This is a genomic window from Actinotalea solisilvae (assembly GCF_016464425.1).
GTDB lineage: Bacteria > Actinomycetota > Actinomycetes > Actinomycetales > Cellulomonadaceae > Actinotalea > Actinotalea solisilvae.
Map to the genome: position 1 here is coordinate 152,382 of NZ_JADDKQ010000010.1, position 22,328 is coordinate 174,709.

Annotated in this window: 20 protein-coding genes; 11 read left to right on the top strand and 9 right to left on the bottom strand. The window is 75.0% G+C overall.

From position 1 onward, the window contains the following. Nucleotides 1–29: 29 nt before the first annotated feature. Nucleotides 30–803, top strand: a complete 774-nt coding sequence (locus JIG38_RS11055) for a MerR family transcriptional regulator (RefSeq protein WP_199423861.1) — start codon at nt 30–32, stop codon at nt 801–803. A gap of 194 nt (nt 804–997) precedes the next feature. Here the strand turns inward: JIG38_RS11055 and JIG38_RS11060 are convergent, their stop codons facing one another. The 4 genes from JIG38_RS11060 to JIG38_RS11075 form a co-directional block, all read right to left on the bottom strand. After that, the gene (locus tag JIG38_RS11060) at nt 998–2,236 is read right to left on the bottom strand and encodes an acyl-CoA dehydrogenase family protein (protein WP_199423862.1); all 1,239 of its coding nucleotides are present in this window, start codon (nt 2,234–2,236) and stop codon (nt 998–1,000) included. A 196-nt stretch (nt 2,237–2,432) separates the two neighbouring features. Next, nucleotides 2,433–2,990 carry an NADPH-dependent FMN reductase gene (gene ssuE / locus JIG38_RS11065; protein WP_199423863.1) on the bottom strand — a complete coding sequence of 186 codons (558 nt, stop codon included), beginning with the start codon at nt 2,988–2,990 and terminating at the stop codon, nt 2,433–2,435. Between the two features lie 450 nt (nt 2,991–3,440). Further along, entirely contained in the window at nt 3,441–4,187 is a 747-nt protein-coding gene (locus tag JIG38_RS11070; RefSeq protein ID WP_199423864.1) for an SDR family NAD(P)-dependent oxidoreductase, read from the bottom strand. Next, the gene (locus JIG38_RS11075) at nt 4,184–5,518 is read right to left on the bottom strand and encodes an aspartate aminotransferase family protein (RefSeq protein WP_199423865.1); all 1,335 of its coding nucleotides are present in this window, start codon (nt 5,516–5,518) and stop codon (nt 4,184–4,186) included. Before JIG38_RS11075 ends, JIG38_RS11070 begins: the two co-directional genes overlap by 4 nt. 69 nt (nt 5,519–5,587) lie before the next feature. Here JIG38_RS11075 and JIG38_RS11080 point away from each other — a divergent pair, with 69 nt between their 5' ends. The 5 genes from JIG38_RS11080 (at nt 5,588) to JIG38_RS11100 (ending at nt 9,829) form a co-directional block, all read left to right on the top strand. After that, nucleotides 5,588–6,076 (top strand): YbjQ family protein, encoded by a 489-nt coding sequence (locus JIG38_RS11080; RefSeq protein WP_199423866.1) that lies wholly within the window; start codon nt 5,588–5,590, stop codon nt 6,074–6,076. Nucleotides 6,077–6,217: 141 nt separating this feature from the next. Next, complete coding sequence (locus JIG38_RS11085; RefSeq protein ID WP_307844818.1) at nt 6,218–7,258, top strand: putative F420-0 ABC transporter substrate-binding protein; 1,041 nt, start codon at nt 6,218–6,220, stop codon at nt 7,256–7,258. After that, on the top strand, nt 7,255–8,364 hold the full coding sequence (locus JIG38_RS11090; RefSeq protein WP_199423868.1) for a putative F420-0 ABC transporter permease subunit: 1,110 nt from the start codon (nt 7,255–7,257) through the stop codon (nt 8,362–8,364). Before JIG38_RS11085 ends, JIG38_RS11090 begins: the two co-directional genes overlap by 4 nt. Beyond that, a complete protein-coding gene (locus JIG38_RS11095; RefSeq protein ID WP_199423869.1) occupies nt 8,361–9,137 on the top strand; it encodes a putative F420-0 ABC transporter ATP-binding protein in 777 nt (258 codons plus the stop codon). The genes JIG38_RS11090 and JIG38_RS11095 overlap by 4 nt, the downstream gene beginning before the upstream one ends. 113 nt (nt 9,138–9,250) lie before the next feature. Further along, complete coding sequence (locus tag JIG38_RS11100; protein ID WP_199423870.1) at nt 9,251–9,829, top strand: HhH-GPD-type base excision DNA repair protein; 579 nt, start codon at nt 9,251–9,253, stop codon at nt 9,827–9,829. A gap of 7 nt (nt 9,830–9,836) precedes the next feature. Here the strand turns inward: JIG38_RS11100 and cofE are convergent, their stop codons facing one another. The 5 genes from cofE to JIG38_RS11125 form a co-directional block, all read right to left on the bottom strand. Further along, nucleotides 9,837–10,679, bottom strand: coding sequence for a coenzyme F420-0:L-glutamate ligase (gene cofE / locus JIG38_RS11105; RefSeq protein WP_199423871.1), 843 nt, complete (start codon nt 10,677–10,679; stop codon nt 9,837–9,839). A 7-nt stretch (nt 10,680–10,686) separates the two neighbouring features. Further along, nucleotides 10,687–11,691, bottom strand: a complete 1,005-nt coding sequence (locus JIG38_RS11110) for a TIGR03557 family F420-dependent LLM class oxidoreductase (RefSeq protein ID WP_199423872.1) — start codon at nt 11,689–11,691, stop codon at nt 10,687–10,689. Between the two features lie 66 nt (nt 11,692–11,757). Continuing rightward, nucleotides 11,758–14,298 (bottom strand): ABC transporter permease, encoded by a 2,541-nt coding sequence (locus tag JIG38_RS11115; protein ID WP_199423873.1) that lies wholly within the window; start codon nt 14,296–14,298, stop codon nt 11,758–11,760. Then, nucleotides 14,295–15,146 carry an ABC transporter ATP-binding protein gene (locus JIG38_RS11120; RefSeq protein WP_199423874.1) on the bottom strand — a complete coding sequence of 284 codons (852 nt, stop codon included), beginning with the start codon at nt 15,144–15,146 and terminating at the stop codon, nt 14,295–14,297. The genes JIG38_RS11115 and JIG38_RS11120 overlap by 4 nt, the downstream gene beginning before the upstream one ends. 132 nt (nt 15,147–15,278) lie before the next feature. Beyond that, nucleotides 15,279–15,896, bottom strand: a complete 618-nt coding sequence (locus tag JIG38_RS11125; protein WP_199423875.1) for a TetR/AcrR family transcriptional regulator — start codon at nt 15,894–15,896, stop codon at nt 15,279–15,281. Between the two features lie 93 nt (nt 15,897–15,989). On the opposite strand from JIG38_RS11125, the gene JIG38_RS11130 reads away from it, so the two are divergent. From JIG38_RS11130 to JIG38_RS11150, 5 genes are all read left to right on the top strand, one after another. Beyond that, nucleotides 15,990–16,883, top strand: a complete 894-nt coding sequence (locus JIG38_RS11130; RefSeq protein ID WP_199423876.1) for an NAD-dependent epimerase/dehydratase family protein — start codon at nt 15,990–15,992, stop codon at nt 16,881–16,883. Between the two features lie 138 nt (nt 16,884–17,021). Then, the gene (valS, locus tag JIG38_RS11135; protein ID WP_199423877.1) at nt 17,022–19,706 is read left to right on the top strand and encodes a valine--tRNA ligase; all 2,685 of its coding nucleotides are present in this window, start codon (nt 17,022–17,024) and stop codon (nt 19,704–19,706) included. Nucleotides 19,707–19,822: 116 nt separating this feature from the next. Continuing rightward, complete coding sequence (locus tag JIG38_RS11140) at nt 19,823–20,605, top strand: ABC transporter substrate-binding protein (protein ID WP_199423878.1); 783 nt, start codon at nt 19,823–19,825, stop codon at nt 20,603–20,605. After that, the gene (locus tag JIG38_RS11145) at nt 20,605–21,438 is read left to right on the top strand and encodes an amino acid ABC transporter permease (protein WP_199423879.1); all 834 of its coding nucleotides are present in this window, start codon (nt 20,605–20,607) and stop codon (nt 21,436–21,438) included. The genes JIG38_RS11140 and JIG38_RS11145 overlap by 1 nt, the downstream gene beginning before the upstream one ends. Continuing rightward, a complete protein-coding gene (locus JIG38_RS11150; RefSeq protein WP_199423880.1) occupies nt 21,435–22,214 on the top strand; it encodes an amino acid ABC transporter ATP-binding protein in 780 nt (259 codons plus the stop codon). Before JIG38_RS11145 ends, JIG38_RS11150 begins: the two co-directional genes overlap by 4 nt. Nucleotides 22,215–22,328: the final 114 nt, after the last annotated feature.

Below are 22,328 nucleotides of genomic sequence, written 5' to 3' on the forward strand. Positions count from 1 at the left end.
CGTCGTCGTCGTACGAAGGAGAGGGGCCCATGCCGACGAGGACCCGCAGCGAGTGGTCGATCCAGGAGATCGCCCGGCTCACGGGCGTCACGAGCCGCACCCTGCGGCACTACCACGCCATCGGGCTGCTGCGACCGAGCCGCGTGGGAGACAACGGGTACCGCTGGTACGACGGGCAGACGCTCGTCCGCCTTCAGCGCGTGCTCGTGCTGCGCGGGTTCGGGCTCCCGCTGCCCGCGATCGCGCGCGCGCTGGACGACGAGCAGGACACGCTCGCCGCCCTGCGCGAGCACCTCTCCCGGCTCCGCACCGAGCAGGAGCGCGTGACCCGCCAGGCGGCGTCGGTCGCGCGGACGATCACCACGCTGGAAGAAGGAGGACGGCTCGTGGCCGAGGAGATGTTCGACGGTTTCGACCACACGCAGTACAAGGACGAGGTCACCGAGCGCTGGGGCGAGGACGCGTACGCGTCGGGCGACCGGTGGTGGCGGGGCATGTCGTCCGCGGAGCAGGGGGTCTGGAAGGAGCGGGCCGCGCGGCTCGGCGCCGACTGGGCCGACGCGGCCGAGCGCGGCGTCGACCCGGCGTCGGACGAGGCGCAGGCGCTCGCGCAGCGCCACGCCGACTGGCTCGCCGGGATCCCGGGCACGCCCGGGCACGGCACCGGCCGGCCGGACCCGGAGTACCTCGTCGGGCTCGGCGAGATGTACGTCGCCGACGACCGGTTCGCGAAGAGCTACGGCGGCACCTCGGGCGCGACGTTCGTCCGCGACGCCCTGAAGGTCTACGCCTCCCGCCTCTGACCGCCGTGGCGGTCGTGACACCACCGCCGAGGTCGCTGGTTCGCGCCGAGGTCGCAGGGTGCAACCAGAGGCCACGGGCGAGAACACCCACCCAGCGCGCCCCGGCGGTGGTCGGGGGTTCGCGCGGTGGCCGCGGGTTGCACCCCGCGACCTCGGGCGAGACCAGCGACCTCGGCGTCAGGGGTGCGCTGGGGTCACGTGTACCAGGTGGGCTCCGGGACCTCGTCGCGCAGGGCGAAGACGCCGACCTCGCGCCGCTTGTAGGCGATCGGGTCGTGCAGCGAGTGCGTCCGCACGTTGCGCCAGAACCGGTCGAGGCCGACCGCGCTCGCCGTCGCCCGCGCGCCCGTGACCTCGTACACGCGCGTGCCGATCTCGAGGCCGACGTCGACCGCGCGCTGCTTGGCCGCCGCGACCAGCACCGCGACCTCGCCGCGCGTGCGCGGCTGGAGCCCGTCGGGGTCGGCGTGCAGCGCCTGGAGCGCCCGGCCGGCCCGGTCGCCCAGGGCCTGGGCGGCCCAGAGCTTGGACTGCAGGTCCCCGTAGGTGTCGAGGATGTAGGGCTCGTCGAGCGCGCTCTCGCGGTCGTCGCCGCCGTACGGCCACGGCCGCGTCCGCTCCCGGGTGTAGCCGAGCGCCGTGCGCAGCCCGCCCTGCGCGATCCCCAGGTAGAAGTTCGTGAAGACGAGCTGGATCGCGACGAGGGTGAGGGTGTTGTAGGTCCGGGCCACGAACCGCTTGTCGACCCAGCCGAGCGCCGCGGACCACGGCAGCACGACGTCGGCCACGGTGACGCTCCCGGACTCGGTGAGCCGCTGGCCCAGCGCGTCCCACCCGTCGTGGAAGGTGATCCCGGCGTGGTCGGACGGCGCGAGCGCGAAGATGTGCTCCTCGTGCCCGTCGATCGCCGCCTCGAGCCACGTGACGTCCGAGACCTTCGAACCCGTCGAGAACGTCTTGTGCCCCGAGAAGGACAGGTCCCCGCCGAGGTCGACGGCGACGAGGTCCGCGTCGCGGGGGTTGACCGCGCCGCCGAAGAACCAGCGTTCGCGCGTCGCCTGGGCGATGATCTGCTCGGCCTGCCCCGGCGTGCCGAAGAACGCCGGCAGCTGTGACCACAGGTAGTGGTAGCCGAGCAGCTGGCCGATCGACCCGTCGCCCTCGGCGACCCGGCGGATCACCTGGTAGGCGGTCTCCCACGTCTGCCCGGCGCCCCCCTGCGCCGTCGGGCCGAGCAGGGTGACCAGGCCGGCCTGCTTGAGCAGCCGCACCTCGTCGTACGGCGTGGCCAGCGCGCGGTCGCGCTCGACGGCGTCGACCTCGAGGATCGCGGCGACCTCCTCGGCCCGGCGGACCCAGCCCTCGGGCGTCGTCGGGTCGGCGGATCCGGCCCACGGGGAGGCGTGCAGCGCCTCGCTTGCGGTGATGGACATACTTCTCCTTGCGTGATGGAGAGCACCTCGTCCTCGGACGGGGTGCGGCGTACCCACCGGCGGCAACCGGTGGGTAGGCGCCGGACGGACTGGCAGGTCCGTCCGGCGCCGTTCCCGCCGCCCGGGAGAGCGGTCCCCGGGCGAGCGGCCCCGCCCCGCGATCACCGCGGCGGGAGACGGGGAGCGGCGACGCCGCTCAGGAGGCGAGCGCGGGCGTGAGGCGCGCCTCCCCGAGCGCGAGCCGGAAGCCGGCCGCGGTCCTGGCGATGCACTCGAGCGTCGCCTCGTCCACGACCACGGGCCCGCCCGACACGTGGTCGATGTGCGTGTCGAGCACGAACCGGCCGGTCGTGATGTGGCGCGCGCCCAGCGAGACGAGCACGGGGCGCAGCGAGTAGTCGATCGCGAGCAGGTGCGCGACCGTGCCGCCCGTCGCGAGCGGGAGCACGACCTTGCCCTGCAGCGCGGACTGCGGCAGGAGGTCGAGGAAGACCTTGAGCAGGCCCGAGTACGAGGCCTTGTAGATGGGGGTCGCGACGACGAGCGCGTCGGCCGCGATCACCTGGCGCACGGCCGCCGCGATCTGCGGGTCCGCCGTGTCGGCGGAGAGCAGGGCCTGGGCGGGCAGGTCGCGCAGCGCCAGCACCGTGACGTCGTGGCCGTCGAGCGCGAGCTCGTCCCCGACGTGCTGCGCGAGGGCGGAGGTGCGGGAGCGGGCGGACGGGCTGCCGGTGAGGATGAGGATGGAGGCCATCGGAGGTCCTTCGATCGGGCGACGCGGCGCGTCGGGCAGGGGCGTGAGGTGCGGGAGGCGCCGACGACGACGTCGTCGGCCGGGCACGGCGGCAACCGTGACGGTGAGGGTGCGTCGCACGACCGCGCGGGCGCAGTCGTGCGACGAGGACCGGGCGCTCGACGGCGGGGCGGCCGAGGGGCGGTCAGGGGCGGCGGCGGGGCCTGGGCGTCCCGAGGGACCGGAGGGTCAGGCGGGCCGGGCGCGAGGGCCGGCGGTCAGCGACAGCAGCCGGCGACGAGCCCCGCGGGCATGCACATTCGTGCAGCGGCGAGGTCGCGCGGCACGGTCTGCAGTCCGACGGAGGTCATGCGACGACGATGACAGTTGTGACCGACGGGTGGAACCCGCGTCTTGTCATCCGGACGAGTCGTCCGACGACATGCCCCGAGCCGCGCCGCGCGCGCGAGCTCAGCGCCGCGCGACCTGCGTGTTCGACACCTGCGCGCGCGGGCGGATCACGAGGGTGTCGACGTTGACGTGGTGCGGGCGGGTCAGCGTCCACACGATCGCGTCGGCGACGTCCTCGGCGAGGAGCGGCTCGTCGACCCCCGCGTAGACGGCGTCGGCCTTGGTCTGGTCGCCGCGGAAGCGCGTGAGCGAGAACTCGTCGGTGCGCACCATGCCGGGCGCGACCTCGATGACGCGCACGGGCTCCCCCACCAGCTCGAGCCGCAGCGTCGTCGCGATCTGCCGCTCGGCGTGCTTGGCGGCGACATACCCGCCGCCACCCGGGTAGGTGCCGTGCGCCGCCGTCGACGTGAGCACGACGACGTCGCCGCGCCCGCTCGCGCGCAGCGCGGGCAGCAGCCCCTGCGTCACGCGCAGCGTCCCGAGCACGTTGACGTCGAACATCGCCTGCCAGTCGGCGACGGCGCCGGCCTCGACCCTGTCGGCGCCGAGCGCGCCGCCCGCGTTGTTGACCAGCGCGTGCACCGGCCCCGCGGACGTCACCTCGTCGACCAGGGTCTCGACGTCGGCGTCGGACGTCACGTCGCACGCGAGCGGGACCGCGCCCGTCTCGGCCGCGAGCGCGGCGAGCCGGTCGGCCCGGCGGGCGACCGCGACCACGTCCCAGCCCTCGGCCCGCAGGCGCCGGACCGTGGCGGCCCCGATGCCCGACGACGCCCCCGTGACCACTGCGCGCAGCGCGCTCATCGGACCCCCTCCGCCTCGATCTCGGTCAACGCCTCGTCGTAGATCGCGAGCGCGCGGGCCACCTCGTCGTCCGTCACGACGCACGGCGGCACCACGTGGACGCGGTTGTCGACCACGAACGGCATCAGCCCGCGCTCGAGCAGGGCGGCCTTGAGCCGCCCCATGACCGCGCCCGCGACCGGCTCGCGCGAGACGTGGTCGGCGACCAGCTCGAGCGCCCAGAAGACGCCGAGCCCGCGCACCTCCCCGACGACGGGGTGGTCCGCGGCGAGCGCCCGCAGGCCCGGCCCGAGCACGTCCGACCCGATGCGCGCGGCGTTCGCCACGATCCCCTCGCGCTCCATCGCGTCGAGGGTCGCGACCACCGAGGCCATGCCGAGCGGGTGGCCCGAGTACGTCAGGCCCCCGGGGAACACCCGGTCCTCGAACGTCGCGGCGATGTCGTCCGAGAGGACGACCCCGCCCACGGGCACGTACCCGGAGTTGACGCCCTTGGCGAAGGCGATGAGGTCGGGCCGGACGTCGAACGCGTCGAGGGCGAACCAGTGGCCCGTGCGCCCGAAGCCCGCCATCACCTCGTCGAGCACGAGGACGATGCCGTACCGGTCCGCCACCGCGCGCACCCCCGCGAGGTACCCGGGCGGCGGCACCAGGACGCCCGCGGTGCCGGGGACCGTCTCGAGCAGGATCGCCGCGACCGTCTCCGGGCCCTCGGCCTGGATGACGCGCTCGAGGTGGTGCAGCGCGCGCTCGGCCTCCTCCTCGGGGGTGGTCGCCCAGAACTCGGTGCGGTACAGGTACGGGCCGAACACGTGCACGTGGCCGCGCGCGTACCGGTTGGGGATGCGGCGCCAGTCGCCCGTCGCGACCACGGCCGCGCCCGTGTTGCCGTGGTACGAGCGGTAGGTCGAGACCACCGTGTCGCGCCCCGTGTGCAGGCGCGCCATGCGCAGCGCGTTCTCGACCGCGTCCGCGCCGCCGTTGGTGAAGAACACCTTGGACATGCCGTCCGGCGCACGCCGCGCGACGGCGGCCGCGGCCTCGCCGCGCACGAGCGACGTGTGCGCCGGGGACACCGTCGCGAGCACGGCGGCCTGCTCCTGGATCGCCGCGACGACGGCGGGGTGCGAGTGCCCGACGTTCGTGTTGACGAGCTGGCTCGAGAAGTCGAGGTAGCGGCGGCCCTCGTGGTCCCACACCTCGCAGCCCGCGCCGCCCGCGACCGCGAGCGGTGCCGGCCCGCCCTGCGCGGACCAGGAGCGGAAGACGTGGGCCCGGTCGAGCTCGAGCGCGCGGCGCCCGGCGTCGGGGTCGTGGGGCAGCTCGGGCATCGCGCCTCCTCCTCGGGGCCGCCGTGCAGGCGGACGCGCCGATCCTAGGCGTGTGGGAGCATCGCGCCCATGATCGTGGTGACGACGAACGACATCCCCGGCTACCGCGTCGAGGCGGTGCTGGGCGAGGTCATGGGCCTCACCGTGCGCAGCGCCAACATGGGCGCCAACTTCACGGCGAGCTTCCGCGCGATGGGTGGCGGCGAGATCACCGAGTACACCCAGCTCGTCTACCAGAGCCGCCAGGAGGTCATGCACCGCATGGTCGAGGAGGGCCGACGCCGCGGCGCGAACGCCATCGTCGCGATGCGGTTCGACAACGGCTCGATCGGGCAGGCGTTCACCGAGGTGTGCGCGTACGGCACGGCCGTCGTCGTCGAGCCGATCCCGGCCGGCGAGCCGGGGTCCACCGACCAGTCGGCGCACTTCGCCGCCGCGGCGTCGCAGCCCTACGCGCAGCCCGCGGGGGGCGCGACGCCGGCCCAGCCGCTCCAGGACGCGCCGCCGCAGTTCGCACCCCCGCCGTTCGCACCCCCGCCGCCGTCCGCGAGGCCGTGACGGTCCGGGACGGAGCGCGCCCGGCCTAGGATGGAGGCGGACCCGGGGCCCCCGATCTGGCCCCGTCCCCGGCCTGGCACTGGGTCGTGGTCCCCGCCGGCAGATGGTCGGCCGCCCCCTCTCCACCGACCTGGAGCACCCGTGCGCCTCACCCCAGTGCCCCCCGCCCGTCGCCGTGCCGCCGCCGTCGCGCCCGCCCTCGTCGCCGCGCTCGCGCTCGCGGGCTGCGCCGGGTCCGCCGACGCCGGCTCGGCGCCCGTCGCGACCAGCGCGAGCCCTGCACCGACGTCGTCCGCGGACGCCGGCTTCCCCCTCACCCTCGACAACTGCGGCGTCGAGGTCACGCTCGACGCCGCTCCCGAGCGCGTCGTGACGATCAAGTCGAGCGCGACCGAGACGGTGCTCGCGCTGGGCGCGGGTGACCGGCTCGTCGGCACGGCCTTCCCCGACGGCCCGCCGCCCGCCGACCTCGCCGACGCGGCGGCCGACCTGCCGCTGCTCTCCGACAAGGTCCCCGCCGCCGAGGTCGTGCTCGAGGCGCAGCCCGACCTCGTCTACGCGGGCTGGGAGTCCAACCTCACGGCCGAGGGCGCGGGCGACCGCGCGACGCTCGCCGGCCTCGGCGTCGCGACGTACGTCGCACCCTCCGCGTGCAAGGACCCGGCGTACCGCCCCGCGCGCCTGACGTTCGACGACGTCTTCGCCGAGATCACCGAGGCGGCCGCGCTGCTGGGCGTGCCGGACGCCGGCGCCGACCTCGTCGCGGAGCAGGAGGCGCGGCTCGCCGACGTCGAGGCCGACGACCGCGGGCTCACGGCGCTCTGGTACTCGTCGGGGACCGACGTCCCCTACGTCGGCGCCGGCATCGGCGCGCCGCAGATGCTGCTGGACGCGGTGGGTCTCACCAACATCGCGGCGGGCGTCGAGGACACCTGGGCGTCCTTCAGCTGGGAGCAGGTGGCCCAGGACGACCCCGACGTCATCGTCCTGGTCGACTCGGCGTGGAACAGCGCCGACAAGAAGCGCGAGCTGCTCGCGACCAGCCCCGCGACCGCGAACCTCACGGCGGTCCGCGAGGAGCGCTACCTCGTCGTGCCGTTCGCCGCGTCCGAGGCCGGCGTGCGCAACGTCGAGGCCGCCGCGTCGCTCGCCGAGCAGCTCGCGGCGCTCGAGGTCGGATGACCGGACCGGCACCGGTCGGGACGACGACGCCGGCGCGCCGCCCCACCCGGGCGACGCGCGACGCGCGCGGCGCCGCCCCGACGGCGGTGGTCACGCTCGTGGCTCTCGCCGTGCTGCTCGCGTCGGTCACGGCCGCGGTGACGGTCGGGCCCGCGGGGATCGCCGCGGGCGACGTGTGGGGGTCCGTCGCCCACCACGTCGACGCGCTGCTCACGGGCACCACCACGGAGCCCCCGCTCGGCGCGCTGCTCGACGGGATCGTGTGGGACCTGCGCCTGCCGCGCGTCCTCACGTCGGCCGCCGTCGGCGCAGGGCTCGCGATCGCGGGCGCGGTCATGCAGAGCCTGACCCGCAACCCCCTCGCGGACCCCTACCTGCTCGGGCTCTCGTCGGGCGCCTCGCTCGGCGCCGTCGCGGTCCTCGTGCTGGGGGTCGGCATCCTGCTCCCGGTCGCGGCCTTCGTCGGCGCCGTCGTCGCGCTCGCCGCGGCGCTCGGGCTCGCGGGCTCTCTCGGCACCCTGACGCCCGCACGGACGGTGCTCGCCGGCCTCGCCGTCGCGCAGCTCTGCTCCGCGGGGACGTCCTTCGTCATCTTCTGGTCCGCGACGGGCGACTCCTACCGCGAGATCCTCGCCTGGCTCCTGGGGTCGCTCGCGGGCGCGGGCTGGTCGTCGGTCGCCATCGCGGGCGTGGCCGTGCTCGTGCTCGGCGCGGTGCTGGTGGCCGCGGGCCGCACCCTCGACGCGTTCGCCTTCGGCGACACGGCGGCGGCCGCGCTCGGCGTCCACGTCGCGCGCACGCGCTGGACGCTGCTCACCGTCGTCGCGCTGCTCACGGGCGCGCTCGTCGCGGTGAGCGGGTCGATCGGCTTCGTCGGGCTGATCCTGCCCCACGGCGTGCGGCTGCTCGTCGGCGCGGCGCACCGGCGCCTCCTCCCGGTCGCGGCGCTCGCCGGCGCGACGTTCCTCGTCTGGGCGGACACCGCCGCGCGCGCCCTGTTCGAGCCGCGCGAGCTGCCCGTCGGCATCGTCACGGCCTTCCTCGGCGCCCCTGTCTTCGCGCTGCTGCTGTGGCGCCGGCGCTCCGCGGCGCAGGAGCTCGGATGAGCCTCGAGCTCGACCGCCTCGCGTGGTCCGTCGGTGGCGCGCTCATCGTCGACGGGGTCGACTGCACGCCGCCCCGCGGCGCGCTCACGGGCCTGCTGGGCCCCAACGGCGCGGGCAAGTCGAGCCTGCTGCGCCTCGTCGCGGGCGTGACCGCGCCCGATGCCGGCACCGCGCGCCTCGACGACGTCGACCTCCTCGCTCTCGGGCGCCGCGAGCGCGCGCGGCGCGTCGCGCTCGTCGAGCAGGACGCGGTCGCCGCGGCACCCCTCACCGTGCGCGACGCCGTCCTGCTGGGCCGCACGCCGCACGGCTCGCGCTGGGGCGGGCTCACCGAGCGCGACCACGAGGTGGCCGACCGGGCGCTGCACGAGGCCGGCGTCGCGGCGTTCGCGCCGCGGCTGCTCGCGACGCTCTCGGGCGGCGAGCGCCAGCGCGTCCACCTGGCGCGCGCCCTGGCGCAGGAGCCTGCGCTGCTGCTGCTCGACGAGCCGACGAACCACCTCGACGTGCACGCCCAGCTCGACACGCTCGACGTCGTGCGCGGGCTCACCGCGCGCGGGGTGACCGTGGTCGCCGCGCTGCACGACCTCAACCTCGCCGCCCAGGCCTGCGACCACGTCGTGCTGCTCGCCCGTGGTCGCGTCGTCGCGGCGGGAGACGTCGCCGACGTCCTGCGCCCCGAGGTGCTCGAGCCGGTCTACGGGGTGCGCTGCGTCGTCCTCACGCACCCCGAGACGGGGCGCCCGGTCCTCACCTTCGCCCCGTCCCGCTGAGCGCCGGGCGCCGCCCGCCCCCACGCCCCGTCGCAGACTGGAGCGAAGCGGCCCGACACGTCCGCGTGTCGCGGCCCCTTCGCTCCATCTCGCGGGCGGGGCACGATGGGGGCATGACGACCCTGTGGCTCACCGGCGAACCCGAGGCGGACCGGCTCCTCTCCGACGACCCGTTCGCGCTGCTCGTGGGCATGCTGCTCGACCAGCAGTACCCGATGGAGCACGCGTTCCGCGGTCCGTGGAAGATCGCCCAGCGGCTCGGGACCCTCGACCCGGGCGTGATCGCCGGCACCGACCCGGAGGAGTTCGTCGCGCTCGCCACGACCCCGCCGGCGATCCACCGGTACGGGCGCGCGATGGCCGGCCGGGTCCAGGAGCTCGCCCGCGTCGTCGTCGACACGTACGACGGCGACGCGTCGCGCCTGTGGACGACGGCGGCGTCGGGCGGCGAGCTGCTCCGCCGCGTCAAGGCCCTCCCGGGCTTCGGCGAGCAGAAGGCGAAGATCTTCGTCGCGCTCCTGGCGAAGCAGCGCGGCGTGCGGCCCGACGGCTGGGAGACCACGGCAGGCGACTACGCGCTGCCCGGCCACCGCTCCGTCGCCGACGTCACCGGGCCCGACGAGCTGCAGAGCGTGCGCGCCTACAAGAAGGCCGCGAAGGCCGCCGCCAAGGCCGGCACGACGACGGCCTGAGGCGCGCTCACCCGTCCGCCGGGCCCGCAGCCCGCCCGGCGGCGTAGCCGCGCGCGTAGGCCTCCGCGCTGCCCTCGCGGAACATGTCCTCGGCCGCGCCGCGGACGAGCTCGTGCGCTCCGTCGCCGTCGTCGTCCGCCGCGAGCACGTGCCGCCCGAGCCCGCGCACCACGGTCACCGGCCGCTGCGACGTCTTGCCCGCGAGGAGCTCCGCGACGCTCGCGATCTCGTCGGCGACGGCGGTGACGGTCACGTCGAGCCGGCGGCCGTGGTGGTCGTCGTGGCCGCGCAGGTCCTCGAGCACCGCGACGCCCGCGGCGCCGATCGCGAGGTCGACGAGCCCGCGGCGCCACGCGCGCCCCGCGGTGTCCGTGACGACGACGCCGAGCCGGGCGCCGGTCGCCGCCTGCAGCCGCGCCCGGAGCGCACGCGCCGAGGCGTCCGGGTCCTCGGGCAGCAGCAGCACCGTGCCGAGCGCCGTGTTGCTCGCGTCGACGCCGGCCGCGGCCATGACCAGACCGAGCCGGTTCTCGACGATCCGGAGCACGCCGCCGGGGTGCGCGCGCGTCGCGACGACCCGCACCGTCTCGGCCGTGATCGCGTCCTCGCGGTCGTCCGCCGCGACCACCCGGCCCTCCGCCTTGGACACGACCTTGCTCGTCACGACCACGACGTCGCCGTCGCGCAGGCCGGTGGTGCCGTCCGGCCAGACCGCACCGGCGACGGCGTCGTGCAGCAGGGCCGCGAGGTCGTCGCCCGGCCGGACCTCGGGCACGCCGTCGGGCGAGAGGGCCTGGAGCGCCGCCGCGGACGGCGCGCCCGGACCGGGCGTGCGGGGACGCTCGCTCACGCGGCGCTCAGCGCGACAGCTGCGGGAGGACGTCGCGGCCGAAGACCTCGATCCACTCGCGCTGGTTGCGCCCGACGTTGTGCAGGTAGACGCGGTCGAAGCCCAGGTCCACGTACCTCTGGATCGCCGCCCGGTGCACGTCCGGGTCGGCCGAGACGACCATGCGCCCCTCGAAGTCCTCGGGCCGCACGAGCTTGGCCATCTGCTCGAAGTCGAACGGCGAGCGGATGTCGCCCTTGGGGAACTTCATGCCGCCGTTCGGCCACTCGCGCAGCGCGTTCGCCATGGCCTCCTCGTCGGTCTCCGCCCAGGACAGGTGCACCTGCAGGACGCGCGGCATGGTCGACGGGTCCTTGCCCGCCTCGCGCGCGCCGTCCTCGAACCTGGCGAACAGGCCCGAGATCTTCTCGAGCGGCGCCCCGACGGTGATGAGGCCGTCGGCGTGCCGCCCGGCGCGCTTGGCCGTCACGGGACCCGCGGTGGCGACGAGGATCTCGGGCGGCGTCTCGGGCATCGTCCACAGGCGCGTGGACTCCATCTTGTAGAACGTGCCCGAGTGCTTGACGTCCTTGCCCGCCAGCGACGCGGTGAAGAGCTTGGAGATGAGGTCGATCGCCTCGAACATGCGGTTGATCCGCTCGGGCGCCTCGGGCCAGTAGCCCGCGATGATGTGCTCGTTGAGCGCCTCGCCCGAGCCGAGCCCGAGCCAGTGGCGCCCCGGGTACATCGCCGCCAGGGTCGCCGAGGCCTGGGCGACCATCGCAGGGTGCCAGCGGAAGGTGGGCGCCGTGACGCCCGGCCCGATGTCGCCCTGCGTCCGCTCGCCGAGCGCGGCGAGCACGTTCCACACGAAGGCGCTCTGACCCTGCTGCGGCACCCACGGCTGGAAGTGGTCCGCCGCCATGACGCCCGAGAAGCCGTGCTGCTCGGCCAGCACCGACAGCTCGACCACCTTGGTCGGGTGGAACTGCTCCAGCATCGCCGCGTACCCGATGGTCAGGCCGTCACCCATGCGTCCTCCGTCGTCCTGCGCTCTCCCGCGGCGCGCACGTCCGCACCCGCAGGACGACCCTACGGCTCACTCGTAGGAGACGGCGTCGAGCACGTCCATGCGGGCGGCGCGGACGGCCGGCCACACCGCGGCGACCACGCCGATGACGACGGCGAGGCCGAGCCCGACGCCCAGCTGGTCCCACGGCACCGCGAGGGTGCTGAGCCCCTCGTCGGCGAACACCGTGGGCAGCGTCGCGGCGAGCCCCGCACCGACCCCCAGCCCGAGGACCGTGCCGAACACCGCGGTGAGGACCGACTCGATCGTGACGACCGACGCGAGCTGGAGCCGCCCGAGCCCGACGGCGCGCAGCAGCCCGATCTCGCGCGTGCGCTCGGCGACCGAGAGCGCGAGCGTGTTGACGATGCCCAGCACGGCGATGACGACCGAGAGGCCGAGCAGCGCGTAGAGGATGACGAGGATCTGGTTGACCTGGCCCGCGAGCTGGTCGGCGAACTCCTCGTTGTCCATGACGGACACGACGACGTAGGGCGCCGCGACGTCGGTCAGGCCGTCGCGCACCGCCTCGAGGTCGGCGCCCTCCTCCGCGACGACGAACACCGTGTTGAGCGTCGCGGCTGTCGGCGGGACCAGCTCCGCGAAGACGTCCTCGGGCAGCACCACGGGCACGCCGAGCGCGCTCGAGTCGACGACGGCGCCGACGGTCACGTCGCGCTCGCCCAGCGGCGAGGACAGGGCGACGACGTCGCCCACGGCCCAGCCCCGGTCCTCGGCGGCCTCCTGCTGGACGGCGATGGCGCCGTCCGCGAGGGAGGCGAGCGACCCGTCGACCACCAGCACGTCGAGCGACCGCCCGAACATCGCGGCCGGCACGCCCACGACCATCTCGTCCTCGTCGTCGGCCCGCAGGCCCGCGACGCGCAGCGGGTCCACCACGGCCACGCCGTCGACGGCGGCGGCCTGGTCGACGACCGCCGCGGGCACGTCGCGGGTCGCGGACTGGAGCAGGTAGTCGGCCACGGACTCGTTCTCGACCACGGAGCGGGTGGACGCCTGCGTCGACGACGCGATGACGGCCGCGGCCCCGACGAGCGCCATGCCGATCATGAGAGCGCCCGCGGTGCTCGCGGTGCGCCTCGGGTTGCGCGTGACGTTGCCGCGCGCGAGGCCGCCGAGCGGCCGCAGGAGCGCCACGGCGGGTGCCGCGAGCCCGCCGAGGGCCACGGGCACCACGGACGGCGCGAGGACGAGCACCGAGACGAGGACGGCCGCGGCCCCGACGCCCAGCACGGTCCCCCGGTCGTCGACCGTGCCGGCGGTCGCGGCCACGACGGCGGCGAGGCCCCCGGCGAGCAGCACCGCGCCCACCGCCGCACGCACGCGCGACGCGCGGTCGTGCGTCGCGACGTCGTCGCGCATGGCCTCGACGGGCGGCGTGAGGGCGGCGCGCCGCGCCGGCACGGCGGCGGCGACCACGCTGACCACGGTGCCGGTGACGATCGAGACGAGCACGGTGAAGCCGTCGAGCGGGATGGACCCCGACATCTCCATGCCGAAGCGTCCGAACACCTGGCGCAGGACCGAGACGAGCCCGACCCCGGCCGCGACGCCGAGGGCGGAGCCGAGCACGCCGACGACGACGGCCTGGACGAGGATCGACACGAACACCTGCGTGGGCGAGGCCCCGATCGCCCGCAGCATGGCGAACTCGCGCTGCCGCTGGCGCACCGTCATCTGGAACGTGTTGGCGATGATGAACGCGCCGACGAACAGCGCGATCCCGGCGAAGACCAGGAGGAACGTCGAGATGAAGCCGAGGGCCGACTCGATCTGCTCACGGCTGTCCGCGCGCACGTCCTCGCCCGTGACGACCTCGGCGTCGTCGAGGCCCGGCAGGCCCGCGACGGCGTCCGCGACGCGGTCGCGCAGCGCCTCCTGGGTCGCGCCGTCCTCCGCGTACGCGCCGATCGACGTGACGGCGCCGTCGGGCGCGTAGACCGCCGTCGCCGTCGCCATGTCGAGGAAGACGATGGTCGCGCCGGCCACGGGCGCACCGAAGCCGACCTCGCCGACGACCTCGACGGGCAGGACCTCGCCGCCGAGGACGACGGACGTCGTGTCCCCCACGGCGAGGCCGGACGTCTCCAGGGTCGAGGACTCGAGCGCGACCTCGCCCGCACCCGTGGGCTCCCGCCCGTCGACCACCTCGGCGGTCGGGTCGTCGTCGTGCAGGCCGAGGCCGAAGCTGGGCGGGCCGGACGTCATCACGGCCGTCCCGTCCGCGCCGACGAGGACGATCGGGCCCGTGACCTCGGGCACGACGGCGGCGACGCCGTCGACGCGCTCGACGTCCTCGGCGATCGTCAGGGGGATGCGGCCGAGGGTGGCGAAGCCGTCGGGGCCGCCCGCACCCTCCGCGACCTCGAGGCCGCGCACGTAGACGTCGCCCGCGACGCCCGAGTCGACGATGTCGTTGAAGGTCGAGGACATCATCGTGCGGAGCGAGAACGTGCCGGCGACGAAGGCGACGCCGAGCAGGACCGCGAGGATGGACAGGAGGAAGCGACCGAGGTGGCTGCGGATCCCCCGCAGCGCGACGCGGGTCATGCCCGGTCCCGCACCAGGGCGCCGTCGTGCCGACCGTCGTGCGGCCCGTCGAGCGCCAGGGCGCCGGCGTCGACCGGGCCGGACGCGGTGTGGGCGCCCGTGCGGCGGCCGACCCCGAGCTCGCGCAGGGCGTCGAGCACCGACTCCGCGGTGGGCTGCTCGAGCTCGCCGACCAGGCGGCCGTCCGCGAGGAAGAGCACGCGGTGCGCGTACGAGGCCGCGGTCGGGTCGTGGGTCACCATGACGACGGCCTGCTCGAGCTCGTCGACGGACCGGCGCAGGAAGCCGAGGACCTCGCCCGACGACCGCGAGTCGAGGTTGCCCGTCGGCTCGTCCGCGAACACCACCGCCGGCCGCGAGACGAGGGCGCGCGCGCACGCGACGCGCTGCTGCTGCCCGCCCGAGAGCTCGCTCGGCCGGTGGTCGAGCCGGTCCCGGAGGCCGACCGCGTCGACGACCGTGTCGAACCACGCCCGGTCCACCGGCTGGCGCGCGATGTCCAGCGGGAGGGTGATGTTCTCCTCGGCGGTGAGGGTCGGGATGAGGTTGAAGGCCTGGAAGACGAAGCCCAGGCGCGTGCGGCGCAGGCGCGTGAGGTTGCGCTGGTTCATCCGGCCGACGTCGGCCCCGTCGACGAGCACCGTGCCGGACGTCGGCGTGTCGAGGCCGGCCATGCAGTGCATGAGGGTCGACTTGCCCGAGCCCGACGGCCCCATGATCGCGGTGAGCTCGCCGCGGGAGAAGTCGACGTCGACGCCGTCGAGCGCGCGCACCGCCGTCTCGCCCTTGCCGTAGATCTTGACCAGGTCCCTGGCCGAGGCGATGGCCCCGTCCGCTGGTGCACGCATGCGTCCGTCCGTTCTCCGAGTGGTTGTGTCGATCATGACGCTGGACGCGCGAGGCATCGATGGGTGAACGCCCTCATCCTCCCCTGAGATCCCTGAGCGGACCCTGAGAACCCGGTGCGGGACGCCTCGCGGTCACGCGACGAGCAGCGCGGTCCCGACGGCGACGAGGCGCCGCTCCACGTCGGCCGGCGCCGAGCCCTCGACGACGACCCAGTGCCGCACCTGCTCGGCGGCGAGCGCACCCAGGAGGACCTCGGCCCGGGTCCGGGGGTCCGGCGCGCCGCCCTCCTGGAGCAGCCACGCGAGGTGCTGGCGCCAGAGCGCGTACGAGCCCTTGACCAGGCGCGCTCCCGGCCCGCGGCCCGACTCGGAGAGGAGCACCAGGTCGAGGTTCTCGACCTGGAACGCGAGGTAGGCGGCGACGAAGGCCGCGAGGCGGTCCCGCGCCGGCGCACCCGGCCCGAGGGGCGCCGCGCCCCCGATCACCGCCTCCTGGAGCGCCCGCGCGCGGTCGTCGAGGAGCGCCATCGCGAGCCCCGACCGGTCCGCGAAGCCCCGGTAGAGCGTGCCCTTGCCGACGCCGGCGGCCGCGGCGATGTCGTCCATCGTCACCTGCTCGACCCCGCGCTCCGCGTAGAGCCGGGCCGCCGCGTCGAGCACCCGCTGCCGGTTGCGTGCGGCGTCGACCCGTCGCGGCGGCTGCGGCGCCACGACGGCCTCGACCGGCACGACCGTCTCACGCCGCGCCATCGCCCCTTGGAAAGCGGACTCTAGTCCGCTACGTTCCTCGTCCATGAGGCGGACTCTAGTCCGTTTCGCCGTCCACCGAGGAGAGGTACGTCCATGAAGCTGCTGGTCACCGGAGCCACCGGGTACATCGGGTCGGTCGTCGTCGCGCGTTTGGCCGAGGCGGGCCACGAGCCGCTCGCGCTCGTGCGCGCCGGCTCGTCGGCGTCGCGGCTCCCGCACGGGACCCGCGTCGTCACGGGTGACGCCGCCGACGCCGTCGGCCTGCGCGCCGCGCTCGCCGAGGCCGGTCCCCTCGACGGCGTGGTGCACCTCGCCCCGTCGGGCGGCGGGGCGGCGGACCGCGCCGCCGCGACAGCCTTCGCCGACGCGCTGCGTCCCCGCCGCGGGCTGCTGCTGTGGACGACCGGGGTGTGGGTCCTCGGCGCGACCGGCCCGGCGCCCGTCGACGAGGACGCGCCCGCCGCGCCCATCGCCCTCGTCCGCGACCGCGCCGACGTCGAGCGGCACGTGCTCGCCACCGCGCCGCAGGTGCGCGCCGTGGTGGTGCGCCCGGGAGTCGTGCACGGGCGCGGCGGCGGCATCCCCGCGATGCTCGTCGAGCGCGCCCGCGCGGACCGCGTCGGACGCCACGTCGGCGCCGACGACGTCACGTGGCCGATGGTCCACGTCGACGACCTGGCCGACCTCTACGTGCTGGCGGTCGAGCGGGCCGAGGCCGGGGCGCTGCTCCACGGGATCGCCGAGCCGGCCGTGCCCGCGCGCGACGTGGCGGCCGCGGCCGCCGTCGCCGCGGGCCTGCCGGCGGCCGCCGAGCCCTGGGCGGACGCGGCCGACGTCGTCGGCGCGCCGTTCGCGGAGGCGCTCGGGCTGAGCCAGGCGGTCGACGCCCCGCGCACCCGGGCCGCGCTCGGGTGGGCCCCGACCCGCCCGGGCGCGGTCGCGGACGTCGCGCACCTCGTCGGCGCCGGCTCCGCCTCCCGCGCCTGACCCCCGCCGACCCGTCCACCGCGCCGCGCGGGTGCCGAGGTCGCCGGTCCCGCCCGCGCGGACCGGCGACCTCGTCGCGAAGGCGTGGGTGGCGATGGGCGCACGTGGCACCCGTCCGGTTCTGGGAGAATCGCGACCATGAGCGACGCCTACCCCACCTCGTCCCCCGCCACGCCGGCCACCGCGCCGTCGCGCGTACCGGACAAGGTGAGCCTCGACGGTCTCGAGGAGCGCTGGGACGCGGCCTGGACCGAGCAGGGCACGTACGCGTTCGACCGGACGGCCACGCGCGACGAGGTCTACTCGATCGACACCCCGCCGCCCACGGTCTCGGGCTCGCTGCACGTCGGGCACGTGTTCTCGTACACCCACACCGACGTCGTCGCGCGGTTCCGGCGCATGCGCGGCAAGAAGGTCTTCTACCCCATGGGCTGGGACGACAACGGCCTGCCCACCGAACGCCGGGTGCAGAACTACTACGGCGTGCGCTGCGACCCGTCGCTGCCCTACGACGCCGGCTTCGAGCCCCCGCACGAGGGCATCCACGACGCAGCGGGCAAGAGCCCGAAGCTCTCGGACCAGGTTCCGATCTCGCGCCGCAACTTCGTCGAGCTGTGCGAGCGCCTCACGGTCGAGGACGAGCGCCAGTTCGAGGCCCTGTGGCGCCGGCTGGGCCTCTCGGTCGACTGGTCGCACGGCTACCAGACCATCGACGCGCGCTCGCGCGCCGTCGCGCAGCGCGCCTTCCTGCGCAACCTCGCGCGCGGCGAGGCCTACCAGGCCGAGGCACCCGGGCTGTGGGACGTGACCTTCCAGACCGCCGTCGCGCAGGCCGAGCTCGAGGCGCGCGACTACCCGGGGCACTTCCACCGCGTCGCGTTCCACCGCACCGACGACGGGACGCCCGTCCACATCGAGACCACGCGGCCCGAGCTCATCCCCGCCGTCGTCGCGCTCATCGCCCACCCGGACGACGAGCGCTACCAGCACCTCTTCGGCACGACGGTGCGCTCGCCCCTGTTCGGCGTCGAGGTCCCCGTGCTCGCGCACCCCGCGGCCGAGCCCGACAAGGGCGCGGGCATCGCGATGTGCTGCACCTTCGGCGACCTCACCGACGTGCAGTGGTGGCGCGAGCTCCAGCTGCCCACGCGCTCGGTGGTCCAGCGCGACGGCCGGCTGCAGCGCGAGACGCCCGAGTGGATCACCGACGCCGCCGGCCGCGAGGTGTGGGCCGACGTCGCCGGGAAGACGACGTTCTCGGCGCGGACCGCCGTCGTCGACGCGCTGCGCGCGCACGGCGACCTCGACGGCGAGCCCGTCGCGACCCAGCGCAAGGCGAACTTCTACGAGAAGGGCGACAAGCCGCTCGAGATCGTCACCTCGCGCCAGTGGTACATCCGCAACGGCGGCCGTGAGTGGGACGGCCGCGACCTGCGCACCGAGCTGCTCGGACGCGGCCAGGAGCTCGAGTTCCACCCCGACTTCATGCGCGTGCGCTACGAGAACTGGGTCGGCGGCCTCAACGGCGACTGGCTCATCTCGCGCCAGCGCTTCTTCGGCGTCGCGATCCCGCTGTGGTACCCCGTGACCGCGGACGGCGAGGTCGACCACGAGCACCCCATCGCCCCGGACGAGGCGAGCCTGCCGATCGACCCGAGCAGCGACGTGCCGCCGGGCTACACGGCGGACCAGCGCGGCGTGCCGGGCGGCTTCGTCGGCGACGCCGACATCATGGACACGTGGGCCACGTCGTCGCTCACGCCGCAGATCGCGGGCGGCTGGGAGTGGGACGACGACCTGTTCGCGCGCGTCTTCCCCATGGACCTGCGCCCCCAGGGCCAGGACATCATCCGCACGTGGCTGTTCTCGACGGTCGTGCGCTCCCACCTCGAGCACGGCTCGCTCCCCTGGGCGCACGCGGCGATCTCCGGCTGGATCCTCGACCCGGACCGCAAGAAGATGTCGAAGTCCAAGGGCAACGTCGTGACGCCCATGGGGCTGCTCGAGGAGCACGGCTCGGACGCCGTCCGGTACTGGGCCGCGTCGGCCCGCCTGGGCACCGACGCGGCCTTCGAGGTCGGCCAGATGAAGATCGGCCGCCGCCTGGCGATCAAGGTGCTCAACGCGAGCAAGTTCGCGCTCTCCTTCGGGGCGGAGGACGGCGCGGCGCCCGCGCTCGACCCCGACGCCGTCACCGAGCCGCTCGACCGCGCCATGCTCGGGGGCCTGGCCGAGGTCGTCGAGCGGGCGACCGAGGCGCTCGAGGCCTACGACCACACGCGTGCGCTCGAGCTCACGGAGACCTTCTTCTGGACGTTCTGCGACGACTACCTCGAGCTCGTCAAGGACCGCGCGTACGGCGCCGGGGCCGAGGGCCAGGCCGTGACGCCCGAGGCCGTGGCCTCGGCGCGGGCGGCGCTCGCGCTCGCCCTCGACACGCTCCTGCGCCTGCTCGCCCCGGTGCTGCCGTTCGCGACCGAGGAGGTCTGGTCGTGGTGGCGCGAGGGCACGGTGCACCGCGCGCCGTGGCCCGACGCGGCACCGCTGCGCGCGGCCGCCGGGGACGCGGAACCGGCCACGCTCGACGCCGCCGGCCGCGCGCTCGCGGCGCTGCGCAAGGTCAAGTCGGAGGCCAAGGTCTCGATGCGCACCCCGATCCTCACCGCGGAGCTCGCCGTGCCGGAGGCGCAGCTCGCGCTCGTGGAGCAGGCGCTCGCGGACGTGCGGGCGGCGGGCCGCGCGCACGACCTCTCCGTCGTCGGCGACGCCGTCGAGGTCGCGCAGGTGCGCGCGCACACGCTCGGCGAGGCCGCGGCCCGCTGACCGGCCGGTCCAGGGGCCGGAAGGGACGTTCGTCACACCGGGCCCTTGAGGTGCATACCTATCGTGCGGAGCGAATAAACTTCCAGCGCATCGCACGACCACCGAGAGGACCCGCCATGCCCCGCCCCCGGACCACCGCCGTCGTCGGGCTCGCCGTGCTCGCGCTCACGGCGTGCAGCTCGACGGCCCCGGACGACGTCGCCGCCGACGGCGAGGTGCAGCTCATCGAGGACGGCGCGCTCACCGTCTGCACCAACCCGCCGTACGAGCCGTTCGAGTACGAGGAGGACGGCGAGGTCGTGGGCCTCGACATCGCGATCGCGCAGGAGATCGCCGCCGACCTCGGCGTCGAGCTCTCCACGATCGTGGTGCCGTTCGAGGGCATCCAGTCGGGCGAGGACCTCCAGGCGGGCAACTGCGACGTCGTCGCGTCGGGCATCACCATCACCGACGAGCGCGAGGAGAAGATGGACTTCTCCGACCCGTACTTCGACGCCGACCAGGGCCTCCTCGTCCCCGCCGGCTCCGACCTCGCCTCCGCCGAGGACCTCGCGGGCCTCGAGGTGGGCGTCCAGGGCGCGACGACCGGCGAGAGCTGGGCCGCGGAGCAGGGCCTCGAGACCGTGCAGTTCGAGGACCTCGGCCTCCAGGTCGAGGCGCTGCGCTCGGGCCAGATCGACGCCGCGATCAACGACATCGCCGTGCTCGGCCCGTTCGTCGGCGACGACCTCGAGATCGGCACGACCTTCCCGACCGGCGAGCAGTACGGGCTCGGCGTGCGCACGGGTAACACCGCGCTCCTCGACGCCGTCAACGGGACGCTCGAGCGCATCCGCGAGGACGGCACGTACGACGAGATCTACACGCAGTACCTCGGCACGGCGCCGATCGAGGACTGATGGCTGCGAGCGAGGCCCGGGCGGCCGTCGTCGGCCGGGCACGCCTGAGCCCGCGTCGTCGCCAGCAGCTGTCCCGGCGGATCCAGTACGTCGTCATCGCCGCCGTCCTCGTGGCGCTCGCGGTCATGACGGACTGGGACCGCATGGCGACGACGTTCGCGAACCCCGACGCGATCCGGGCCATCGCGCCCGCGCTGCCGCGCGCCGCCCTGAACACGGTGGTCTACACGGTCGCGGCGTTCGCCGTCGGCCTCAGCCTGGGCCTCCTGCTCGCCCTGATGAAGCTGTCGTCCGTGCGGGTCTACCGGATCCTCGCGACCGGGTACGTCGAGTTCTTCCGCGGCATCCCCGCGCTGCTCGTCGTCTTCGCGTTCGGCTACGCGATCCCGGCCGCGTTCCAGATCCGGTTCGACTCCGTCGTGCTCCAGATCGCGCTCGCGCTCGGCGTGGTCTCCGCCGCGTACATCGCCGAGACGCTCCGCGCGGGCATCCAGGCGGTCCCCCGCGGCCAGGTCGAGGCGGCCCGGTCGCTCGGCATGTCCGCGACCAGCACGACGCTCCGCATCGTCATCCCGCAGGCGTTCCGGATCGTCCTGCCGCCGCTCACCAACGAGGTCGTCCTGCTGACCAAGGACACCTCGCTGGTCTTCGCGCTCGGCCTGCTGACCAGCGACTACGAGCTGACGAAGCTCGGCCGCAACGCCCTCAGCGAGGCCAGCGGCGGCATGACGTCGATCGTGGTCGTCGGCCTCGTGTACCTGCTCATCACCATCCCGCTCAGCTCCCTCACCCGGTGGCTCGAGCGCACGACCGGTCACAAGGGGCACGTATGAGCACCGGCACGTCGCCGGCCGAGCCGGTCGTCGAGATCCGCGGGCTGCACAAGTCGTTCGGTGAGCGCGAGGTGCTGCGCGGCATCGACCTGCGGGTCGACGAGGGCGAGGTCGTCTGCGTCATCGGCCCGTCCGGCTCCGGCAAGTCGACGCTCCTGCGCTGCGTCAACCTGCTCGAGCAGCCCACCGCGGGGACCGTCCGCGTGCTCGGCACCGAGGTGACGGACCCGGACGTCGACATCGACCGGGTCCGCACGCACGTCGGGATGGTCTTCCAGCAGTTCAACCTCTTCCCGCACCGGTCCGTGCTCGACAACTGCACGCTCGCCCAGCGGACGGTGCTGCGCCGGTCGGCCGCCGAGGCCGAGGCGGTCGCGCGACGCAACCTCGAGGCCGTGGGCCTGGGCGACCGGGCGGCGTCGATGCCCGGGCAGCTGTCGGGCGGCCAGCAGCAGCGGGTCGCGATCGCGCGCGCGCTGAGCATGGACCCCGCGCTCATGCTCTTCGACGAGCCGACGTCGGCGCTCGACCCCGAGCTGGTGGGCGACGTGCTCGCCGTCATGCGCGACCTCGCCGACGCCGGGATGACGATGCTCGTCGTCACGCACGAGATGGCGTTCGCGCGCGAGGTCGCCGACCGGGTCGTCTTCATGGACGACGGCGTCGTCGTCGAGCAGGGACCGCCCGACCGCGTCATCGGCGCGCCGGAGCACGAGCGCACGCGCGCGTTCCTCGCGCGCGTGCTCGACCCCACCCACCGGCACGACGACGCCTGAGCCGTCGCGCCCGGACCACACCTGACCCACACCGAGCCGTTCGCCCGCGCCTGCCACGACCCGCGCGATATCGTCGCCGAGCCGGGTCGTCGTGGGCCGGCACACCCACCCGGG